General features: G+C 61.7%; 21 protein-coding genes. 11 read left to right on the plus strand and 10 right to left on the minus strand.

What is annotated here, in order from left to right; all coding sequences use genetic code 11:
• Positions 1–83 precede the first annotated feature (83 nt).
• Complete coding sequence (locus H7E91_RS00655) at positions 84–1,586, minus strand: hypothetical protein (RefSeq protein WP_182353133.1); 1,503 nt, start codon at positions 1,584–1,586, stop codon at positions 84–86.
• 307 nt (positions 1,587–1,893) lie between these two features.
• Here H7E91_RS00655 and H7E91_RS00660 point away from each other — a divergent pair, with 307 nt between their 5' ends.
• Positions 1,894–2,376 (plus strand): LppA family lipoprotein, encoded by a 483-nt coding sequence (locus H7E91_RS00660; protein ID WP_182353134.1) that lies wholly within the window; start codon positions 1,894–1,896, stop codon positions 2,374–2,376.
• 28 nt (positions 2,377–2,404) lie between these two features.
• On the opposite strand, the gene H7E91_RS00665 is transcribed toward H7E91_RS00660, so the two are convergent.
• On the minus strand, positions 2,405–3,127 hold the full coding sequence (locus tag H7E91_RS00665; RefSeq protein ID WP_182353135.1) for a MarR family winged helix-turn-helix transcriptional regulator: 723 nt from the start codon (positions 3,125–3,127) through the stop codon (positions 2,405–2,407).
• Between the two features lie 574 nt (positions 3,128–3,701).
• A complete protein-coding gene (locus H7E91_RS00670) occupies positions 3,702–4,325 on the minus strand; it encodes an SRPBCC domain-containing protein (protein ID WP_182353136.1) in 624 nt (207 codons plus the stop codon).
• 356 nt (positions 4,326–4,681) lie between these two features.
• Here H7E91_RS00670 and dnaK point away from each other — a divergent pair, with 356 nt between their 5' ends.
• From dnaK to gluQRS, 6 genes are all read left to right on the plus strand, one after another.
• Positions 4,682–6,535, plus strand: a complete 1,854-nt coding sequence (dnaK, locus tag H7E91_RS00675) for a molecular chaperone DnaK (RefSeq protein WP_182353137.1) — start codon at positions 4,682–4,684, stop codon at positions 6,533–6,535.
• A complete protein-coding gene (locus tag H7E91_RS00680) occupies positions 6,535–6,762 on the plus strand; it encodes a hypothetical protein (RefSeq protein ID WP_182353138.1) in 228 nt (75 codons plus the stop codon). Before dnaK ends, H7E91_RS00680 begins: the two co-directional genes overlap by 1 nt.
• Positions 6,759–7,397, plus strand: a complete 639-nt coding sequence (locus H7E91_RS00685; RefSeq protein WP_338401684.1) for a nucleotide exchange factor GrpE — start codon at positions 6,759–6,761, stop codon at positions 7,395–7,397. The genes H7E91_RS00680 and H7E91_RS00685 overlap by 4 nt, the downstream gene beginning before the upstream one ends.
• Before the next feature lie 59 nt (positions 7,398–7,456).
• On the plus strand, positions 7,457–8,449 hold the full coding sequence (locus H7E91_RS00690) for a DnaJ C-terminal domain-containing protein (RefSeq protein ID WP_182353139.1): 993 nt from the start codon (positions 7,457–7,459) through the stop codon (positions 8,447–8,449).
• Positions 8,446–8,898 carry a heat shock protein transcriptional repressor HspR gene (locus tag H7E91_RS11905; protein ID WP_182353140.1) on the plus strand — a complete coding sequence of 151 codons (453 nt, stop codon included), beginning with the start codon at positions 8,446–8,448 and terminating at the stop codon, positions 8,896–8,898. The genes H7E91_RS00690 and H7E91_RS11905 overlap by 4 nt, the downstream gene beginning before the upstream one ends.
• 117 nt (positions 8,899–9,015) lie before the next feature.
• Positions 9,016–9,933 carry a tRNA glutamyl-Q(34) synthetase GluQRS gene (gene gluQRS, locus H7E91_RS00700; protein WP_182353141.1) on the plus strand — a complete coding sequence of 306 codons (918 nt, stop codon included), beginning with the start codon at positions 9,016–9,018 and terminating at the stop codon, positions 9,931–9,933.
• 40 nt (positions 9,934–9,973) lie between these two features.
• Here the strand turns inward: gluQRS and H7E91_RS00705 are convergent, their stop codons facing one another.
• The 3 genes from H7E91_RS00705 to H7E91_RS00715 all read right to left on the minus strand — a co-directional run bounded on the left by H7E91_RS00705 (position 9,974) and on the right by H7E91_RS00715 (position 14,586).
• Positions 9,974–10,708 (minus strand): RodZ family helix-turn-helix domain-containing protein, encoded by a 735-nt coding sequence (locus tag H7E91_RS00705; RefSeq protein ID WP_182353142.1) that lies wholly within the window; start codon positions 10,706–10,708, stop codon positions 9,974–9,976.
• 248 nt (positions 10,709–10,956) lie between these two features.
• Positions 10,957–11,985, minus strand: a complete 1,029-nt coding sequence (locus H7E91_RS00710; protein ID WP_182353143.1) for an NAD(P)-dependent alcohol dehydrogenase — start codon at positions 11,983–11,985, stop codon at positions 10,957–10,959.
• Positions 11,986–12,558: 573 nt separating this feature from the next.
• Positions 12,559–14,586: a prolyl oligopeptidase family serine peptidase gene (locus H7E91_RS00715; protein ID WP_182353144.1), complete on the minus strand. Its 2,028-nt coding sequence runs from the start codon at positions 14,584–14,586 to the stop codon at positions 12,559–12,561.
• A gap of 485 nt (positions 14,587–15,071) precedes the next feature.
• Between H7E91_RS00715 and H7E91_RS00720 the strand changes: the two genes are divergently transcribed.
• Genes H7E91_RS00720 through H7E91_RS00735 form a run of 4 tightly spaced genes read left to right on the plus strand, consistent with a single transcriptional unit; the run spans position 15,072 to position 17,663 of the window.
• Entirely contained in the window at positions 15,072–15,467 is a 396-nt protein-coding gene (locus H7E91_RS00720) for a TOBE domain-containing protein (protein WP_182353145.1), read from the plus strand.
• Positions 15,464–16,183, plus strand: a complete 720-nt coding sequence (locus tag H7E91_RS00725) for a molybdate ABC transporter substrate-binding protein (RefSeq protein WP_182353146.1) — start codon at positions 15,464–15,466, stop codon at positions 16,181–16,183. Before H7E91_RS00720 ends, H7E91_RS00725 begins: the two co-directional genes overlap by 4 nt.
• On the plus strand, positions 16,183–16,971 hold the full coding sequence (locus H7E91_RS00730; RefSeq protein ID WP_182353147.1) for an ABC transporter permease: 789 nt from the start codon (positions 16,183–16,185) through the stop codon (positions 16,969–16,971). Before H7E91_RS00725 ends, H7E91_RS00730 begins: the two co-directional genes overlap by 1 nt.
• Entirely contained in the window at positions 16,968–17,663 is a 696-nt protein-coding gene (locus tag H7E91_RS00735) for an ABC transporter ATP-binding protein (protein WP_182353148.1), read from the plus strand. The genes H7E91_RS00730 and H7E91_RS00735 overlap by 4 nt, the downstream gene beginning before the upstream one ends.
• Positions 17,664–18,057: 394 nt before the next feature.
• Here H7E91_RS00735 and mobA read toward each other — a convergent pair whose 3' ends face one another.
• Genes mobA through H7E91_RS00755 form a run of 4 tightly spaced genes read right to left on the minus strand, consistent with a single transcriptional unit; the run spans position 18,058 to position 21,441 of the window.
• Complete coding sequence (mobA, locus tag H7E91_RS00740) at positions 18,058–18,606, minus strand: molybdenum cofactor guanylyltransferase (RefSeq protein ID WP_182353149.1); 549 nt, start codon at positions 18,604–18,606, stop codon at positions 18,058–18,060.
• Positions 18,603–19,082: a cyclic pyranopterin monophosphate synthase MoaC gene (gene moaC, locus H7E91_RS00745; RefSeq protein WP_182353150.1), complete on the minus strand. Its 480-nt coding sequence runs from the start codon at positions 19,080–19,082 to the stop codon at positions 18,603–18,605. Before moaC ends, mobA begins: the two co-directional genes overlap by 4 nt.
• Entirely contained in the window at positions 19,079–20,293 is a 1,215-nt protein-coding gene (locus H7E91_RS00750) for a molybdopterin molybdotransferase MoeA (RefSeq protein ID WP_182353151.1), read from the minus strand. The genes moaC and H7E91_RS00750 overlap by 4 nt, the downstream gene beginning before the upstream one ends.
• Positions 20,290–21,441 (minus strand): ThiF family adenylyltransferase, encoded by a 1,152-nt coding sequence (locus H7E91_RS00755; protein WP_182353152.1) that lies wholly within the window; start codon positions 21,439–21,441, stop codon positions 20,290–20,292. Before H7E91_RS00755 ends, H7E91_RS00750 begins: the two co-directional genes overlap by 4 nt.
• Positions 21,442–21,477 lie beyond the last annotated feature (36 nt).

The following is a 21,477-nucleotide window of genomic DNA, read 5'->3' on the forward strand; positions in this document are numbered from 1 at the left end:
AAGGCAATCCGCGGGACGGCTGGAAAAGGGCGCCCGTTCTGTGAACCGGCCTCTGGCGCGGGCCGAGCCGGTGTCGCAATCTCCTATGGTCGGTAGACGCCCAGCGTGTCTGTACCGTTGCCGTCCCAGTCTCCGACAACGACACGATCAGTCGCCCGCCCGTAGCTCATGACAATGTCGGCGACGCCGCTCGTCGTGGTGTTCTTGAGATAGTAGGAGTTGCCGCGGCGCACGCCGAGGGTGTCCCTGCCGTCGCCATCCCAATCGCCAACGAGGACCTCATCGGCAACCCTGCCGTACGTGTATGAGTGTTCGGCATATCCGCCCGCGAAGCTATTCGATTGGAAGACGGTGTTCCCGCGACGGACAGCAGGAGTATCCACTCCGTCGCCATCCCAGTCGCCGACGAGGACTTTATCGCCTACTCGTCCGAACGTGAACTGGACGTCCGCATAAGCGGCGCCCACAGTATTAGTCAGATACCACGTGTTGCCGCGTCGCACGGCGGGAGTATCAATGCCATCCCCGTTCCAGTCGCCAACGAAGACATCGTCACCAGGCCTGCCGTAGCGATAGACGATGCTCGCTGGCCCAGATGTATGGTCGGTGCGCAGATACATCGTCGCATCGGCCCGGACTCCAACAGATTCAGGCGCTCCCGACGCCCATGTTCCCGCGAGTGGGGTACCTGCTGGTGCGTTGGTGATCCGAACGCCGAGACGAGCCTGAGTCGTTGTCCAATCATTGACAAGGAAGAACTGGCACGTGCCGGCTGCTATACAGTTGTCGGGCGTCGGAGTACCGAACCAGTCAACGTAGTAACGCCAGAAATTGCGGTTACCGTATGTCGAACAGGAATCTCCCGTCCCGTAGAGATTGTTGAGGGCAGCCCTATTCGGCTGGTAGGGCGTATATGTGTAGAGCAGAGTCGTCGCCATGTTCTGAACGAAGACGGGGCCGGTGCCGCATGCGGCGTTCGGATGGTATGAGATGTTCCAGGTCTTGCCAGGCCGGTAGTTTTTGTACACGGCGGGCTTGTCGCGGTAGTCGTTGAAACGTTCGCCGGCGCCGCGCACCTGTTTGTAGAACCCACCATGGGCGGGGTCGCAGATCGGCTGACCATCTGGACCGTCCGGGCAGGAGAGCCCGGTCGCCCGCTCGTAGCGTTGCGCAGTCAGCTGGCTTCCCGTCGCCAAGACCAGTCCTTGCTCCTTCTGGAGGAGAACGATAAAGACCTTCGGGTTGATCCGGCATTCCGCCGCCACGTCAGCGATGATCTTCGAGGCGGACTCCCCGGCACGGCCGACGTGGGCCGCGCAACCGCTCCGCGCGGGAGTATTCGGCGTGTTCTCTGTGTAATCCTGCAGGCACGGGGTGCCATCGGGTCCCGCGACGCAGCGCGGGTTGACGCCCTTAATGAAGGACTGCACCTGAGGGGCGGTCATCGAGTCCCAATCGTAGAACTCGCTGTCGGAGATGATATAGCCCGGGTCGAAATTCTTTGCGTCCGCAGCACCTGCAGACGCTACGGGCGCGGAGAGGACTCCCACAAGGGCGAGCACGGTGAGGACAATTCTGGCGACCATGACAGTTCCTTCCAGCCCACGAGCCCCGTTGGCCCAGGTCAGATGCTGTGCGCCCAGTATATTCTCAGGCCGGACTCGAGACCATCAATCGAAGCTTCGAAAACATCTCGACACGTGGTGCGTGTCACAGCTAGAGTGTTGCTCGTTCAGCGTGAAGTGCCATGCGTGACTTTGGCTGAATGTTTCGGACATGTGCTGAACGCAGGCGAGAACCGCCAGACTCGAAGGGTATTATCCGCAGCCCGCGATCCAGGGCAAGGGACCTTCGCCCCAGTGGCTCAGAACACGTCGCTGATAAAAATTCCACATGACTATTGGGAGTACAACGTCGATGGTGGAGGAAAGTCTATTTTTTGACGGCTCCAGGCCGCTCGCCGAACGCACAGATATCGCGACGGCTGATTGGGCCTTGGCACGCGCCATGGAGAACATCCGAGCTCGGATCGATCACGAGTTCGGATCGCAGGCGTGGGAAAATATCAGCCAGACGCGCTACGACAGTGGCGACTACGCGACGTGCACATTTCCCAGTGGAGAGGGTCGGTACACGTCGCGGGACGAGGGGATGACCTTCGGACTTGCCGATGAGGGCTTCCCCCGCGTCCTCGAGATCGTCAGAGAAGAAGTCGAGCCGATCGGCTACGACCACATGATTGACTCCAGTGGCAGCGCCTGGTTTTACGTTGACTTCTACAACAGGCCTGATGGCGGCGTCGTCCATGTGACGAAGGCTCGCGGTAGCGGCCTTATCCTTCAGGTCAACACCGGGTGTCGACCCTGGGAGGACTGAGTCGCGGCCGCTACCGAGACGGCAACGCCTAGGCAATATCGTGATTGCCGCAACGACCGCCGCCTCGACGCCTGCCGCGCTCGTGCCCGCCTCCGTGGTGTCCGCCGCCCTCGTGTCCGTGGTGTCCGCCGCCGCCAGGCCCGCCTCCATGGTGTCGACCGCCCTTGTGTCCACCGTGCATGTGATGCAGCCCGCGGCGCCTAGCGTAGTGGTGGATGGGGCTCTCGGGACCGAACTGCTCTGCGTCCTTCATCCACGCCTCGAACCGGTCATCGCCGATGCGCTCGCGGACACGTTCAGTCCATGAGGTGAAGTCTTCGCTCGGGTCTTCACTCACCGACTCCAGGTGCTCGATCATCGCGTCAAGAATTGAATCGAGGTGCTCTCGCTGCTCTTCACTCAGAACCTCGAAGACATCCGGGACCTCGGGACGCATCTGCTCGATGCTCCGGCCCTCGTCCGTGAGAGAGATGAGAACGACCCTACGGTCCTCGGGCGACTGCTCGCGGGCGATGAGGCCAGCTGTTTCGAGCTTAGCGAGAAGCTCATTGAGGGACGCCACCCTCATGCCGAGGATGAAGGCCAGGTCCTTGGTTGGGACGTCATCTTGCAGTTTGAGCGCCGCGAGAATTCGGCCCTGCCCGCGAGTGGGATCGGCGGCAGGGTGAGGTCCTCGCCCACGGCCGCCTCGGCGATGCGGTTTCATGAGATGCATCGCGTATTGGAACTTTCCAAATAATTCGTCATTCATTGTTACTCCTTAATTGTGACTGGCACCTGTTGAAAAGGTACCGGTTACAAATATAAGCCAGATCTTACGCGAGTGCAACAGGTACCAGTTACATCTGCAGTCTGCGGGCTCGCTTCTATCTCGTGCTGAAGCGGGAGAGGCGGCCCGGGGCGAATAGGACTTGGTATCGGGTTTCGAGCGCGTCAGCCGTCCGTGCCTGGCGATTACTCCTCGCGCGGCTGTCCTCGTCGCGGAAGAAGTGCAATCGCGACGCCGCACAGCTCGCGTATGAAGAGCACAACGCTGGGCTGGGAGAGGCAGTGAACCGTAAGGCGCGTGCTGGCCGCGTCCGCCCGTTTACTCTCTGCGAGCGCCCCGACCCATTCGATGGAGTGACGTCGCAGCCGGTGAAGACGGATGGGCCGCGGTTGTTGCGATGGTGGGAATCGCGACTGGGACGGCGAAGCGAGACGCAATCCCGGTTAGAAGCACACGTGGAGTGCTGTGCGAGTGCTCTTTCGCGCAATGGCAGAGAGTAGCTTGCAACGAGGTGGAGCAGAAAGGTGGAGGCGGCGAAGCTGAGGAGAAGTGGGACTTATTTTGGAGGTGCCTCTCCGCGATAGAACCTTGCTGTCCTTGTTGCGCAAGCCTTGGCAAGGTCAGGATCTGCTCCTGCGGCGACGTGCGCCTCCCGCCACGACTCGGCGAGGTCTGTGATGAATTGCAGTCCTTCGGGAGTCGAATGTTGTTTGGCCATTTCTGCCGGGTTCGATTGAGAGTCGCCCGCAAGGTAGAGGGTGAGAGCGTGGAACGCACCTTCCCACCCGATGCCGGTCGCAGCAGGGCCATACATGTCCCAGTGCTCATCCGCATCCACCGCATGCACAAGATTGACGAGGGTTTCCTCCCCCTTAGCCCGGAGAGTGATGTGCAGGCTCGATACGTCGTTCTCGTATTCCCACGTGACATCGAGTTGCCTCAGAGGGTCACAGGTGCGGATGGCGCCAGAGTGCAGGCTCTGACCTAGCCGATACCGGCCGCCCTCCTTCAAGTTGCCCGACAGCTCATCGAACCACTGGCTCATGGCGTCTGGGCTGGTGAGGGCATCCCAGACAGCGGGTGGTTCGGCGAAGAACACCTGCTCGAGTTCGACCGTCCGCTTTTTCCCTCGCCGTCCCGTCCGTCTCGTGACCGCTGTGACCTGAGAGTCGAAGTCCATTGGTTCCTCTCCGGTGCCGAACCTCGACACCCCTGATCATCACCCTACCGACCCCACTGGGCGCCGGACAGGGAACCGGTCTTGATGAAGGAGGCGGCGCGTTGCGGCCTGCGGTGTTCCATAGACCTGTCGTAGCGAAGCCCACTCAGCTAGCGCCCAGAAGACTGCGAATGTGTTGTATGTCAATGTTTTGGGGTTCAATGGAATAAAATGCGCGGAGTCAAAGTTGACATTGGTGGACTCAAGAAAAAGCCAGTCGGCTGGACACAACCAGTGCGGTCGGTCCACACTTGAGGGGAAAAATTCTAGTGCCGCTTCGGCGGCTGGGCTTACGGCCCGGAAGGAGATTATTGACTATGGCACGTGCAGTAGGCATCGACCTCGGCACCACGAACTCGTGTGTGGCTGTTCTTGAGGGCGGCGAGCCCACGGTCATCGCGAACGCAGAGGGCCAGCGGACAACCCCGTCGGTTGTTGGCTTCTCGAAGTCGGGTGAGGTTCTGGTTGGCGAGATCGCCAAGCGCCAGGCCGTGACGAACGTCGATCGCACCGTCCAGTCGGTTAAGCGCCACATGGGCACTGACTGGTCCGTCGAAATCGACGACAAGACATACACACCCCAGCAGATCTCTGCTTTCATCCTGACCAAGCTGAAGAACGACGCCGAGGCATACCTGGGCGAAGAGGTCACTGACGCGGTCATCACCGTGCCCGCCTACTTCAATGACGCTGAGCGTCAGGCAACGAAGGAAGCTGGCCAGATCGCTGGCCTCAACGTGCAGCGCATCGTCAACGAGCCGACGGCGGCCGCTCTGGCCTACGGCCTAGAGAAGGGCAAGGAGGACGAGCTTATTCTCGTCTTCGACCTCGGCGGCGGTACGTTCGATGTCTCGCTACTTGAAGTCGGCAAGGATGATGACGACTTCTCCACCATTCAGGTGCGCGCGACCAACGGCGATAACCGTCTCGGTGGTGACGACTGGGATCAGAAGGTCGTCGATTGGCTCGTCGGCCAGGCGAAGAACAACTATGGCGTCGACCTGTCGAAGGACAAGATTGCTCTCCAGCGCCTCAAGGAGGCCGCTGAGCAGGCGAAGAAGGAGCTGTCTTCTGCGACATCGACCAACATCACCCTGCAGTACCTGTCGCAGACCGAGAACGGCCCGCTACATCTCGACGAGAAGCTCACGCGTGCCAAGTTTGAGGACATGACGAACGACCTTCTCGAGCGCACGAAGGTGCCGTTCAACAATGTCATCCGTGACGCTGGCATCAAGCTCAGCGACATCGACCATGTCGTTCTCGTTGGCGGCTCGACTCGTATGCCGATGGTGACCGAGGTCGTCAAGGAGCTCACCGGTGGCAAGGAGCCGAACAAGTCCGTCAACCCGGACGAGGTTGTCGCTGTCGGTGCCGCCCTTCAGGCCGGTGTCATCACCGGAGACCGCAAGGACGTCCTTCTCATTGACGTCACGCCCCTGTCGCTCGGTATCGAGACGAAGGGTGGCGTCATGACGAAGCTCATTGAGCGCAACACCGCGATCCCGACGAAGCGTTCCGAGGTCTTCTCGACGGCGGAGGACAACCAGCCGTCCGTCCTCATCCAGGTTTACCAGGGTGAGCGCGAGTTCGCCCGAGACAACAAGCCGCTCGGTACCTTCGAGCTCACCGGCATCGCCCCCGCGCCGCGCGGAGTGCCGCAGGTTGAGGTCACCTTCGACATCGATGCCAACGGCATCGTTCACGTGTCGGCCAAGGACCGTGGCACCGGCAAGGAGCAGTCGATGACCATCACGGGAGGCTCTGCCCTGCCGAAGGATGAGATCGATCGTATGATCAAGGAGGCGGAGGCGCACGCAGCCGAGGACGCCAAGCGCAAGGAGGAAGCTGAGCTTCGCAACCTCGCGGAGCAGCAGGCCTACTCCATCGATAAGCTCCTTAAGGAGAACAAGGACAAGCTCGACGACGCTCTCGTCTCCGACGTGCAGGGCGCTGTCGACGATCTGAAGTCCGCACTCGAGGGCGACGACGTTGAGGCGATCAAGAAGGCGAACGAGACTCTGACGGAGAAGTCGCAGAAGATCGGCGAGGCCATCTACGCCCAGCAGGATGCTGGCACCCCCGAGGGTCCCGGCGACGAGCCGGCCGAGGGTGACGAAGATATTGTCGACGCCGAGGTTGTCGATGACGAAGAGGACGGAAATAACTGATGAGCATGGACGACAGCAAGAAGACCTCCGACGATCAGCACACCCCCGAATCCGACACGATGGAGAAGGCTGAGGGTAGCCGAGAGACCGTCGAGGCTGAGCTTGGTCACGAGACCGAGCCGGCAGACACAACGACGGGCGGCGCTGCCTCTCCGGAGGACAGGGAGCCCGCCGAAGGCGGCCGCGAGACCGTCGAATCTGAACTCGAGGATGGTAACGACAAGTGAATAACAACCAGTCGCCCGAAGAGATGACCTCTAAGGACGCTGGCGGAGTGGACGAGACTCAGCTGGATCCCGCGGCAACGCCTGCGGGTGATCCGGCTGAGTCCGGTGCAGGGCCGACGACCGACGCTGGTACCGAGCCGACAGACGCCGGCGGCGATGAAGGGGCGGCTCAAGCGGTCGATCCGTTCGAAGCCGCCCAGGCCACGATCGCCGACCTTGAAGACCAGCTCGCACGCTCTCGAGCCGACATCTATAACGTGTCGCAGGAGTACAACGCGTACGTCCGACGTTCGAAGGCAGAGGCTGCGGCACAGAAGAAGGCTGGCATCGCCGAGGTCCTTGAGACACTCCTGTCCGTCCTTGACGACATCGAGCTCGCTCGACAGCACGATGATCTCACAGGGCCAGCAGGCCAAATCGCCACGAAGGTCGAAAACACCCTCGAGACGAACTACCAGCTCGTGAGGTTCGGGGAAGTTGGCGAACCATTCGACCCCGAGATCCACGATGCTCTCATGAACACCCCCTCCGAGGATGTGGAGACCGAGCAGATCGGTACCCTCATCCAGCCCGGATACAAGATGGGAGACAGAGTTCTCCGCCCCGCACGGGTGGGCGTTGTCTCTCCGCAGTGACGGTTGGTGCCGGGCCTTCAACCGCCCGGCACCAAACCGAGAAAGAAAGGTGATGCGCCATGGCTAGTCAGGATTGGCTGACCAAGGACTTCTACAAGGTGCTCGGTGTGTCCAAGGACGCCACCCAGGACCAGATTAAGAAGGCCTACCGCAAGCTCGCGCGCACCCACCACCCGGATAAGAACCCGGGTGACACGGCCGCGGAGAGCAAGTTCAAAGACGTCGGGGAGGCGTACGCAGTCCTATCCGATCCCGAGGAGCGTAAGCAGTACGACGCGATCCGCGCGATGGGGGCGGGTGGCGCCCGCTTCTCTGCGGGCGGAGCTGGCGGCGGAGGCTTTGAAGACGTGTTCTCGTCAATGTTCTCCGGCGGCGGTGCCCGCACTCACACGACAAACACCGGCGGGTTTGAGGACATCCTCTCCGGTATGTTCGGCGGTGGGGGCGGTAGTCCCTTCGGCGGGCAGGGCTTTGGTCGCGGCGGCTACGTTCGTCGGCCACAGAAGGGTGCAGATGAGACCGCCTCGACATCAATCTCGCTCGCACAGGCTGTGTCGGGTACGACCGTCCAGGTGAGTAACTACGGCAAGCGGTTCACGGCTCGGATCCCGGCCGGGGTCCACGACGGCCAGAAAATCCGCCTGCGCGGCAAGGGTCAGCCCGGAGAGAACGGTGGCGAGCCCGGCGATCTCATTCTTACCATTTCGGTTGAGAAGCATCCGGTATTCGAGCTGGATGGCAAGAATGTCCGGATGACGTTGCCGGTGTCCTTCTCGGAGGCTGCCCTCGGCGCCCAGGTACAGGTACCCACTGTTCACGGGGATTCCGTCACGATGAAGATCCCAGCCGGTTCTTCATCCGGCACAACGCTACGCGTGCGCGGCCGGGGCATTACGGGCAAGGGCACTCCCGGCGACATGCTTGTCACCCTGAAGATCGTCGTCCCGAAGAAGCTCTCAGCCGAAGCTAAGGAGGCCGTTGAGGCCTTCCACCAGGCGACTGACGACGCTGATCCGCGCGCTGATTTTGCGAGGTTGGCGAAGGTCTCATGAGCCCCTCACTGTCCAGGAACGAGGCTGTCTTCTCCGTCTCCATAGCGGCGCAGATGGCTGGCATGCACGCCCAGACTGTCCGGCAGTACGACCGGCTCGGCCTCGTCGTTGCGTCCCGGACAAAGGGCGGCGGCCGCCGTTACTCCCTCAACGACATCGAGGCGCTCCAGGAGATCCAGCAGCTCTCCCAGGAAGAGGGCATCAACCTTGCCGGCATCTCCCGCATTCTCAAGCTCGAGAACGAGGTCAAGAAGCTCCGGCGAGAGAACAGTCGACTGAGGTCGACCATCGGGAAGCTCAGGGGCCTGCTACTCGAGAAGGAGGAAGCCGACGGCCGCGTCTTTGCCGCAACCCAGGATGGCTCCATCATCGCGCTGTCCCGCGGCGAGCGTCCGCCAGCCGGCCGGTCCCGGGCGAGCTCAGCTCTTGTCATCTGGCGTCCGAGGTAGGCAATACACGACGACTGAAATCCGCCCGATCACTCGGGCGGCTTCCATCTGACAGGTTTCTCGGCGACGAAATTGTGCGCCGAGCGTTCGTACTATTCTGGTCACGGGAGGTGTGACATGGTTGCTCATGCGACGGGCCGCTACGCCCCATCACCATCCGGTGACCTCCACATCGGCAACCTCCGCACCGCCCTCATCGCGTGGGCGTGTGCCCGCAAGGCGGGCCTGGGTTTCGTCATGCGGATGGAGAACCTCGACGACAGGGCCAGACCCGAATATGTCGAGACTCAGCTGAGAGACCTTGCTGAGATTGGAATTGACTGGGACGGCGATGTCCTCTTCCAGTCCGAGCGGACCTCAGCCTACGCCGCAGTGGTCCGTCACTTGCTCGAGCAGGACCTCCTTTACGAGTGCTACTGCACTCGCGCAGACATCAGGGATGCCCCGCGCGCCCCACATAAACCGCCGGGCGCCTATCCGGGCACGTGTCGGGACCTGACGCCTGAAGAGCGGGAGGCAGGACGAGCAAAGCTTGCCCCCATGAACCGTGGGCCAGCGCTACGATTGCGCACTACTGGCGAGGCGTTGACGGTCACCGATCGGGTCTGCGGTAGCTTCACAGGATACATCGACGACTTCGTCATCCGGCGGGGAGATGGGGCGTATGCATATAACCTCGTTGCCGTGGTCGATGACGAGCATCAGCAGGTCCGGCAGGTGGTCCGAGCCGATGATCTGCTCGAGTCAACGCCCCGCCAGGTCTACCTCCAGCGGCTGCTCGGGTATGAGATGCCCGAATACATTCATGTCCCGCTCGTACTCAATCCGAGGGGGCAGAGGCTCGCGAAGAGGGACGGCGCTGTGACGTTGCGGGAGCTACACGCGTCGGGGTGGTCAACTAAGCAGATCTTCTCCCTCATTTCCAGCTCGCTCGGTATTGAGAGTGACAATGTTGTCGATTTTGTCGAACGGTTCGAGGTTGACCAAATGCAGAGAGAACCGTGGTTCTTCGATCCATCAGGCCCGAGAATCTAACCTGTCGCGACGGGGGCTGAGCTTCGTGACAGGGCTCGTGTCAGAACGTCCATTCCCAGGACGCTCCGCCCGGTAGCGAGATGACGAGGCTACCTGAGGTGTGTGCGCTGTCTAGCACAATTGTTCCATATGCCTTCTGACTGGGTCCTATCTCGAAGGGCAGCGTTTCGGAATCTTGCGAGCAGAAGTACGCATTGCCGATCGAGTCGTTCTCTAAGATTCCGTTCGGGGAGATGATGGCCATGTTGTACTGGCTCAAATGGAACGTGGGAACGGGAGCCGTTGCGAGCGATGGCAATGTCTCGATCTCAATCGATACAGCGATGTAGTTACCGTTGAGTGGAGCTGCGGCGAAGCCACTCGTGCACTGGTAGTTCGGCTCGATCGCGGTGACCCTAAATTCGACGGTCATGTTCCCGGAGGCTGTCTGATCGTATCCTGCGAGCTGTCCGATGCCCTTCACCAAATTGCCACGCGCGTTCTTGACCGTGGGTCCGAACCTGGTGGTGTCAGCCGGCGGATTCGCTGGCTCTGGGGCGGGCTGCGCGGCTTCTTGTGGGACTGCGGTTGGAGCGACAGGGGCAGGCTGGGACTCCTCCGAGCTCGGAATGGGTTGTGTGGAAGCCACGGGTGTCTCCTCCGCAGCTGGCGTCGGCTCGGGGACCGCGGCGGTGACGTCGATGGACGGTGCCGTCGCGACGTTCTCAACGGAGGAGCAACCAGCGAGTGAAAGCACGCCGAGGGCGATCAGCGAGACAGAGATACGTGTGATCATTGAGGGGCTCCCAGTTAACTGCGGTGTTATTTGACCACCGTATCCGCTGACAAGGGCACACACGGGCAGATTCTCTGCGGCACATGAGTTGAAGGTGAGTTTCTTGCTCGTCAGATGTTCTACGTCCGCCTGCGGGCTATGCCGTCCTGCGGAGGCCGCACTGGGTGAGTCGCCTGGTGCTGTCGGTTCGGGGGAAAAAGAACAGTGGCGGCAGGGGTGATGTCCTGCCGCCACTGTCTGCCCGGTGGTTACGGAACCAGGATTCCGCGACCGACCAGTCGGCCGTTGTCGAGGTCGTTGATCGCATCCGCGTACGCTTCGAGATCGTAGACGGATGTGTGGAGGGAGATCTTGCCCTCCGCTGTGAGCGTCATGAGCTGGACGAGATCCTCGTACGTGCCGACGAGGTTGCCGATGACGTTGATCTCGCGGGAAATGATCGAGAGAGTCTCGATCTTCACCATGCCGCCGTAGCCGATCACGTAGTAATCGCCCTGGTTGCGGATGAGCTGGGGACCGAGGAGCTCCATTCCCATTTCCGCGATGAAGTCGAGGACAACATGGGCGCCGCCGCCCGTGATGTCGTGGACCTGCTTGATGACAGCCTCGTCATCGGTGCTGAGGACCGTGTGGTGGGCGCCGAGTTCCTTTGCGAGTTCGAGCGCAGCCTCCGACTTGTCAATCACGGTGATCTGAGCAGGAGTCAGCGCGAGAAGCGACTGGATACCGATGTGGCCGAGACCGCCGGAGCCCATGACGACAACGTGCGTGCCGGGATGAAGCTTCGGAATTGTCTTGCGGACCGCGTGGTAGGCGGTGAGCCCAGCATCTGCAAGCGCAGCGATGTCGCGAGGCTCCAGCATCGGATCGAGCTTGACGACTGCGCGTGCGTTCGTCAGCATGTACTCGGCCATGCCGCCCTCTGTGTTGAGGCCGGGGAACGTTGCGTTCGAGCAGTGCGAGTCATTGCCTCGGCGGCACTCTGCGCACAGCCCGCATGTGACGAGCGGGTGCATGATGACGGTGTCGCCAACCTCGACGTTGGTAACAGCGGAGCCAACTGCGTGCACCCAGCCAGCGTTCTCGTGGCCGAGGATGTACGGGAGGGTGGGATTCTGGATCGGATCCCACTGCCCTTCGATGATGTGGAGATCTGTTCGGCACAGGCCTGCTGCGCCGATCTTGACGATGACATCCCAGGGGCCGGTGATTTCCGGCTCCGGAACGTCATCGAGTTTTGGCATCTCGTGATACTTGTGAATTCTTACTGCCTTCATTAAGACCCTTCCGTCATTGGAGGTGAGGTAGTTCTACGAGGCTAAGCCAGCGTCATCCTCTTCACAAGGGAGTGACACAAAGAAGTAAACGCGCGTGAACATGCGCAACTTGGGCCATGGGATGCGATTCTGTACCGCAACCGATTTCCGCGGTCGTAAAGCGCAACAAAGGCCTGCATATTCATGCAATTCCGTGCTAGCCGTTGACGCCGTACTGCGCACGTGTTCAGCCGGCGTACCATTTCGCACCGTTTTCTGGTGGCGCACCGTACCATAGCGAGGATGGTCCCGCTCACGTCGCGGACAATTTGCGGCACGCGACGACGCGCACCCGACATGTTTCCACATTCTCTTGAAGGAGGCCTGGATTGACGAATAGCACTCACCATGGACGGGAGCGCCAGACTTCAGGCGGCTATGATTTCGGAGGTTACGTGCCAGGACACGACTACACCCCGCGAAAGCCACCCGTATGGAAGTCAGTTCTTGCCGTCATGGTCATCCTCGGCATGGTCGGCCTCTACGCATTCATATTGATCTGACACAGTCGGCTACGGCCGGCTTTTCTCGTGCCTACGCCAGCCTGCGGCTGAGGAACTCGAAGATGAGTGCAAGACTGAGCGCGCTCTGCTCAGCATCCGCTGCCCCCGCATGGCCTCCCTCAATGTTTTCGTAGTACTCCACATCGTGTCCGAGCTCTTCGAGCAAGGCAGTGAATTTCCGTGCGTGACCAGGGTGTACGCGATCATCCTTCGTTGACGTCATGACGAGAATTGGCGGGTACTCACCGGTCTCCTTGACGTTGTGATACGGCGAGTAGCGCTGGAGCGTTTCCCATTCTTCCGTGTCGGGATTGCCGTACTCATCCATCCACGACGCCCCTGCTAAGAGGTGCGAGAAGCGCTTCATGTCGAGCAGTGGAACACGGGTGACAAGCGCCCCAAACAGTTCGGGGTAGGTCGTGTACATGTTGCCAATGAGAAGACCGCCGTTCGAGCCCCCTATCGCGGCGAGTTTCGGCACTGTCGTGACATTGTTCGCGACAAGATCCATGGCGACGGCAGCGAAGTCCTCGTAGGCGCGATGGCGGCCTTCCTTGAGTGCGGCCTGGTGCCAGGCGGGTCCAAACTCCCCGCCTCCGCGGATGTTGGCGACAACGTAAACCCCGCCATCCTCGAGCCATGCTTTTCCGTAGGCTCCGAGATAGCTGGGGGTGCGGGAGACTTCGAAGCCGCCGTATCCATCTAGCAGACACTGGGCGGGCTCGCTGCCGGTCAGTGCCGAGGGACGGCCGACGAGGAAGTAGGGAACCTTCGTGCCATCAGCCGATACCGCCCACTGCTGGTCCACCATGAGCCCGTCTGTGCTGAAGCGTTCGGGGGTGGACCGCACCTTCGTGACGTCGAGTCCGTCCGGGGAGGCGGTCCCGTAAAGGAGGGTTGTCGGCGTGAGGAATCCTGTCGTCGTCACCCACACCTCATCACCTCGTTCACGGTCGACAGCGCCGACGCCGATTGAATCGAATGTGTCGAGCTCAGGATGGAGCTCTGTCACCTCCCACGTGTCTATCGACGCGAAGTAGACCCGTGATCGGACATTGTCGAGCGTGGTGAACACGACGCCTGACTGGATCTCCGTCATTCCTGCGAGAGAGGCGCGAGGAGTGGGGGTGAAAATCTTGACGACCCGGTCCGCGACCGGACCGTTTAGGCCATCCTCATAGGGTAGCGCGAGCAGCGAACCGGCCAGGAAGGTTTCATCGTCAAGCTCCCAGTCGTAACGCAACTCGACAACAGCCCAATCCTGAATCGTGCCAACTCCCGCGCTGTGGGGTAGAAGGATCTCCTTGAGCTCGAGGGTGTCGTGATCGACCTCGTACACGACGGTGTCACGGAAATCCTTCGCCCGCACCGCGAACGTGCGCTCATAGCCCGGGGTGAAATCGTGGGAGGCAGAGACAAGGATATCCTCGCGCTCACCCTCGAGGATCGTCGGAGCTTCATCGACGGCGCCGCCGCGCCGCCATAGCCGCACCGAGCGCGGATATCCAGAGTCGGTGAGGGTTCCTGGCCCGAAGTCTCGGGCAATGAGGACGGAATCGGAGTCCCTCCTCATCCACGACATCGACCCCTTCGAGGCAGGAGCGGTGAAGCCGTCAGCAATGAAGGTGCGGGTCTCGAGGTCGAATTCACGGACAACGTTCGCATCGGACCCGCCGGGTTTGAGAGTGATGAGCGCGCGGTCGAAGTTGGGCCGACGGAGGTTCGCCCCGCCGAACACCCAGGATTCACCCTCCTCCCTGCCGAGCGCGTCGACGTCGAGCAGGACGTCCCAGTCAGGCTTGTCCAGGTAGCTGTCGAGAGTGGCCCGCCGCCACAGGCCGCGCGGATGGTCCGCATCCGTGTGGAAGTTGTAGACGTAATCACCGCGTAGCGTTCCGAGGTCGAGTTTGTCCTTGGCGGAGAGGATGTCGAAGATCGCGGAGCGCTTCGATTCGAATTCGTCACCTCGGTATGAGGCGAGGGTCCTATCGGTGCGCTCTTTCACCCACGCGAGCGTCTCAGTGTTCGAATCTTCGAGCCACAGCCTTGGGTCAGTCATGCGACCAGTCTAAAGGAGCGGTGCAAGGTGAGTGTCGGGCGGAAATGGTGCGTGGACGTCTCCAGTGCGGGCACACGCTCTGTTAGCGAATGTCGGCGTCTCAGGACAGCGCTGTGCCCGGCCATCGGCCGGGCACAGCGGGCAAGTTCAGCGATGACTCCGGATTGGATCCCTGACGCCCATGATTATGTGGCGGTGCATCACGCATTCCCTGAGGGATGCTACACCGGGGGCGCTTAGTCGCAGGCCTGAACGGCCTTCGAAGAGATCAGCGCTTCCTTTGCCTTAGATATATCACTCATAGGGCCTCCTTCCGTCCGGGATCACCGACCGAGTGATCGGCATGCTCAAAAGTATACTCCTGATACCGGCTCCAGTGTGAGTTCCGACAGCGGATTCAGGCCGCGCCCAGTTTATCCAAAATGCGCCGCATATGCGTCTAATCTGTTTTGTAGAAAACGCATATGCGGTGTAATCTTTCCGTTATGTCAATATATAAGGTCCGCGATGTCGCGCGGCTTCTCGGTGTTTCGGATGATACGGTTCGGCGCTGGATCGATGAGGGGTCGCTCGAATCCCGGCGCGACGGAAGCCGCATCCTCGTCGAGGGGAGTTCTGTGGCCGAGCTGGCGATTCGGCTCGCCGAGGGTAAGTCGGACCACGATGATGCGGTCTCAACTCGCAATGAGTTCTCCGGCATTGTCACCCGGATCCAAAAAGACGGAGTCATGGCGCAGGTGGATCTTCAGTGCGGGATCTATCGCGTCGTGTCCCTCATTTCCGCAGAAGCCGTGGTTGAGATGGGACTCGAGGTTGGCTCGCCCGCGACGGCGCTTGTGAAAGCGACGAGCGTATCAATCAGATCGGAGATGTCAGAATGAAACGGACGCTCGCCCTAGGTGCAGCACTTGTCGTGCTCGCCAGCTGCTCGTCAACGACCGATGATCGAGAGCTCACCGTCATGGTCGCCGCTTCGCTCTGCGACCTGGCAGAGAATGTCGAGGAGGCTCTCGACTTCGATGTGACGACAGTGTGTTCCGGATCGGCCGATCTTGTCGCCCAAATCGAAGCTGGCGCGGACGCCGACATTCTCATCACCGCTAACCAGTCGACCGCGGACACGATTGTCGACGGCGGCTTCGGCCACCAGATCGATGTGGTCGCCAGCAATGAGCTTGTCATGGTCGTGCCTCAGGGCAATCCTGCGGCAGTGACTGGCTTCAACGAGACGATGAACGCGGCCGACCTCATCGTCTGTGCACCCCAGGTCCCGTGCGGGGACGTGTCTGTGCAGCTAGCTGCCGCCAACGAGATCGATCTTTCACCCGTCTCGGAGGAGCAGTCGGTCACCGATGTGCTTGGCAAGATCACCTCCGGCCAGGGCGATGTTGGGTTGGTTTACCGAACCGACGCGAACAGCGCCGGTGAGTCGGTTGAGACCATCGATATTCCGCGCTCGGAGGAGTTCCCGAACATCTACCCACTCCTTCTCATCGGGTCTGACGCAGCTGATGATGTCGAGCAGGAGTGGATTGACGCGTTCACGACCGGAGATGGCAAAGCTCGAATGGAAGCTCTCGGATTCAAAGTCCAGTGATGTGGCGAACCGCTGGGGCGCCGCCGCGCTGGATACTCCTCGGGGCGGCACTCGCCCTCCTTGCGCTTGCCTTGCCGATCGTCGGCCTGCTCATCGACATGCCGTGGGCGGATGTTCCGCGGATCCTCGCGTCTGATTCAGCGCTTGCGGCCCTTGGCGTGTCACTGCGCACAGTGACAGTGTCGACGATCATCTGTGTCCTGCTCGGCGTCCCGCTCGCCGTTTACATGTCGCGACTGACCGGCAGATCGGCCGAGTTCCTCAGGGTCGCGGTCACGATACCGATGGTGCTCCCTCCGGTCGTGGCTGGCCTCGCGCTGCTGTCGACTTTTGGCAAGAGGAAATTGCTCGGGGAGCAGCTGTCCCTTCTCGGGATCGACATCGCATTCACGTCGACAGCTGTGGTCATGGCACAGGTGTTTGTGGCGATGCCGTTCCTCATCACCTCCCTCGAGGCGGCACTCCGGTCGAACCGGACGTCCCACGCACAGATCGCTGCGACGCTCGGGGCCTCGCCCACCTACATTTTGTTCCACGTCACCCTCCCCATGATGTTGCCCGCACTTGTGTCGGGTACGGCGCTGTCTGCCGCGCGGTGCCTGGGCGAGTTCGGCGCAACTTTGACCTTCGCAGGCTCTCTCGAGGGCACGACGCGGACAATCCCGCTTGCCATTTACATCCAGCGCGAAGTCGACCCGGACACGGCCCTCGCCCTGTCGCTCGTCCTCCTCGTCCTTGCTGTCCTCGTGGTCTCGCTAACTGCGGGAGGCAGGAGGGTGCGAACATGATCTCCCTCCACGCGGGGCTCTCTGATCGAGGCTTGACGTTCGATCTCGAGCACGGGCGGGGCAGGACCCTTGCCGTCATCGGCCGAAACGGATCGGGCAAGTCTTCCCTCATCGGCTTGCTTGCCGGCCTTATCGTTCCAGACCCAGGTGGGACGATCACGCTCGCGGGGACCGTCGTTGCGGGGGAGCAGTGGGTAAGTCCGCACCGCCGCCCCATCACCCTCCTCTCCCAGGATCCGACGCTGTTCCCTCACATGTCGGCACTCGACAATGTTGCGTTCGGACTTCGGGCGGGTGGAATGCAACGCCACAGGGCACGCGAGTTGGCACACGAGCATCTCGAGCGAATGAACATCGGTGCGCTCGCCGACCGGATGCCGAACCAGCTCTCCGGCGGCCAACAGCAACGCGTCGCACTCGCACGCGCGATCGCTGTCGAACCGACGATCCTTCTGCTGGATGAACCGCTGGCGGCGATGGATGTCGCAGGCGCGGTCGAACTCCGCACCCTTATTCGAGACGCCCTCACGGGCCGTACTGGTGTTGTTGTCACTCACGACATCGCCGACATCCGTGTCTTCGCCGACGACGTTGCCGTCCTCGCCGACGGCAAGGTGTCTGACTATGGCCCGGTTGAGGAGCGCATGAATGACGAGAACTCCCTGCTACGCAGGTACTTCCTCGGCGGCTGAGCACCAGGTCAAACGAAAGTTCGCAGCACGACGAACAGGTGAACGTACCCGCCCAGGCACGTAAGGACGAGCCGATTTTCCACAGTGGGGCGCTCTGCATCGTCAGACGATCTTTGCGCGATGAAGACAGGCGAAGAAGGGATCAGCCAGCGTCGTCGCCTGCTCAAATGTGGGCGGCGGTCCATGCGAGCATGGCGCAACACGCCTGGAGGTGGATAGAGGACATCTGTCGACTCATGAGAGAGGAGAGCTGAACAAAGGGGCCGCGCGGCTGACTGTCAGATCGATCGATGAAAATGACAGCCCGGCTGCCGCCAGTAGCCGGACCGCAGCGCCATTGACGCTCGACACCGAGCGGTCAATTTCGCATGGTCGAAGGTCAGTGGGCGGCGGCTCAGTCACGCTGAGCCTGCTCGACCTCATCCCATGTGTCGAGATCCCGTGCCGCAGGGTTGGGACCAAGCACTGTCACCTCCAGCGCTCCGAGAAGTGCGCGTACGGGCAGGCCGGCGAGGCCGCCCTCCTCGATAAGGTGCTGGACGCGGGCCCGCACAGCGGCAGCGGAGTAGAGGCCAGCGAGGTACTGGGGCTTCTCACCGCCGAAGCACACACCCTCGCCAGTGTAGGAGTCGATGAGGGTGGGCAGGCCCGAGGCGATGAAGGGGATGTCGCAGGAGAGAATGAAGAGACGGCCCCCGGTCACATGGTCAAGCCCCGCGCCGATACCGGCGGCGGGACCTGAGCGTGGCGGATCCTCGACTGTCCTTCTCAGCTCGGTCTCGGCATGGCCGACGACGATGATGTTGTCTCGAGGCACCCCTGCGGCCTGGCAGGCGTCCGTGACTGCGCTCAGCATCGTCTGCCCGCCGACGACAACGTCGCCCTTTGATGTGCCGCCAAGGCGGCGGGCGTTGCCGCCCGCGAGAACGATTGCCCCGATCATTCCTCGTATCCGGACCGGAACCACGTGCCTGAGCGGCCGCCGGACTTGGCAATGATGCGGCAACCCGAGATCTCGGCAGAGCGATCAACGCCTTTGACCATGTCGATGATGGCGAGGGCGGCGACGGTCACCGCGGTCAACGCCTCCATTTCAACGCCGGTGATGTCAGCCGTGCGAACGGTCGCCCCGATTTCGACCCCATGGTCCTCAATCGACAGGTCAACCGTGGCGGCGTGGAGGGCAATCGGGTGCGCGAGGGGAAGGAGGTCGGGGACTCGTTTGGCGCCAGCGATGCCGGCAATGCGGGCGACAGCGAGGACATCCCCCTTCGGAACCGTCCCGTCGCGTAACGCCTGAACGACGTCGCGGGAGCAGGTGACCGTGCCGACAGCGGTCGCTTCGCGAACGGACTGCTTCTTGTGGGATACGTCGACCATGTGCGCCTCGCCGGTCGACGTCAGATGAGTGAACTTCACAGCCACCACACTCTCACATCATCGCCGTGGTCGACCGAATCGACGTCCGCGGGGATATAGGCGAGACCTCGGGTTTTCATTAGGGAGTAGACGAGATGAGACTTTGAGCCGCCCCTCCCGGCCGGGACAACCCGATCGCCATCGGCGACAACGGGCATGAACTGCGCCCTGCCAGCGGACGTCGTCCACGACGCACCCGCCTTCCACACCTGCCACGGGATGTCGGTGTCGGTGAGTCCTGAGAGTTTCGCGATAAGAGAGTCTCCGTAGACCTTCATCGACACAAAGACAGACACCGGATTGCCAGGGAGACACAGGACCGGGATCTCGCGGTCGCCGATTCTCAACATTCCCGAACCCTGGGGTTTTCCGGGTTGCTGGGCCACCGAGACGAAGTCGACCCCGTGCTCGCTCAGATACTCCTTGACGACATCGAACGCCCCGGCAGAGACACCGCCAGTTGTCACGAGGGCATCGAGGTAATCGTGTTCCTTGATGATTGCCTCGAACTGTTTCGTGTCGTCTGAGGATGAGGAGAGAAGGATGTCCTGGCCGCCCGCCTCACGAACCATGAGGCGAACGAGTGTCGAGTTGGAGTCCGGAATCTGACCAGGCTGGAGATCTTCACCCGGCTTCCTCAATTCAGAACCGGTCGAGAGGACTCCAACGACAGGACGACGGTGGACCCTGACAAAGCCGTGGCCAATTGAAGCCAGGGCCGATAGCTGCGTGGGTCCGAGCCGGACCCCGGCCTCAATCGCAAGCTCGCCCGCGTCGATATCTTCACCCGCGAACCGCAGATTCCGCCCCGAGGGGACGGCTTCGAGGATCGTTACCTCGTCGGGGGCCTCGGCGCGCATGTTCCGCTCTGGATTCTCCGTCTTTTCGACCTGAACGATCGCGTCCGCACCCTTCGGCATTGGCGCCCCGGTCATGATTCTCATGGCAGCCCCAGGCTCAAGCTCCGGCACGTCGGTGCGGCCGGCGGGGATGTCGGCGGTGACACGCAGGGTGACTGGGGCGCTCGCGACGTCCTCGGAGCGGACGGCGAAGCCGTCCATTGCGGAGTTGTCGAAGGGTGGGACCGCGAAACGTGCGAATACCGGTTCTGCTGTCACCATGCCCTGTGCCGCATGAAGCGGCACAGCCTCGCTCGATAGGGCCGAGCCGAGCGCGAGTACACGCTTCCGATACTCGTCAAAACTCATCATGATTGAACCTCCACGTCGAAACCTGCGGCCTGCCAGGCGTCCAGACCGCCCGTCACATTGATGCTCTGGATGCCGACCCTGCTCATCGCCTCGACGGCGCGGGCGCTGCGGGCGCCGACTTTGCAGTGCACGTAGACCGGTTGCTCACCAGCCGCGAGTTCGGGCCGTTCGAGAATGTCGGACAGGACGATGTGCTCAGAGCCCGGCAGGTAGGCGGCCCTACGCTCGGCATCCTCTCTGACGTCAAGGACCCGGACACCCTGCTGGCGCAGTCGAGCGAACTCGACAATGTCGACTTCTGCAACTTTCGGCGGTGAACAGTAGGGACGCAACTCGTCGGCGGTAAGTGGCTCAGGCCGGGGCTGTGGCCGCGGTGTGAACGGCACCGTGTAGATCTCTGCCTTGAGCGTGTCGACGACCATGACGCGGCCGACGAGAGGTTCACCGATGCCGCAGATAAGCTTGACTGCTTCGGTCGCCATGATGGTGCCGATTTGCCCGGGCAGTGCTCCGAGAACGCCGACATCGCCACACGAAGGTACGTCGCCCGGGGGTGGAGGAGTGGGAAACAGGTCTCTCAGGCTGACCCCGTCGGGTCCCGGTGCACCGGCCGCGACTGCGCGCGGTCCGGTCCAAAAAACGGAAACCTGGCCGTTGAACTGAAGGATCGACCCCCATACTTCGGGGATGCCGAGGCGAGTACAGGCGGCTTCGACAAGGTAGCGGGTCTGAAAGTTGTCCGTCCCGTCCATGACGACGTCGTACCCCGAGAAAATTTCGTCGATGTTGTCCACGGTGAGCCGGTGCGGATGCTCGACAACCGTGACATCCGGGTTGAGATCGGTGAGGGCACGCGCGGCCGATGCGGCCTTCGGCGTGCCCACTGCGGCATCGGTGTGAAGCACCTGCCGGTGCAGATTCGACCGGTCGACCAGGTCGTCGTCGATGACGCCGAGCGTGCCAACGCCGGCAGCCGCGAGATAGAGCAGCGACGGGGATCCGAGACCGCCCGCACCAATTGCGAGGACGCGGGCATTTTTTAGTCTTCGCTGCCCGATGTCGCCGATCTCCGGCAACATGAGGTGGCGAGAATATCTGACGGTCTGTTCAGGGGGCAGCGGTGGACCCGGCTCGACGAGGGGCAACATGGCTCAACTCTACCGGGCGACCTATGTCCGATTTAT

It is taken from the genome of Flaviflexus huanghaiensis, assembly GCF_014118685.1.
Lineage (GTDB): Bacteria > Actinomycetota > Actinomycetes > Actinomycetales > Actinomycetaceae > Flaviflexus > Flaviflexus huanghaiensis.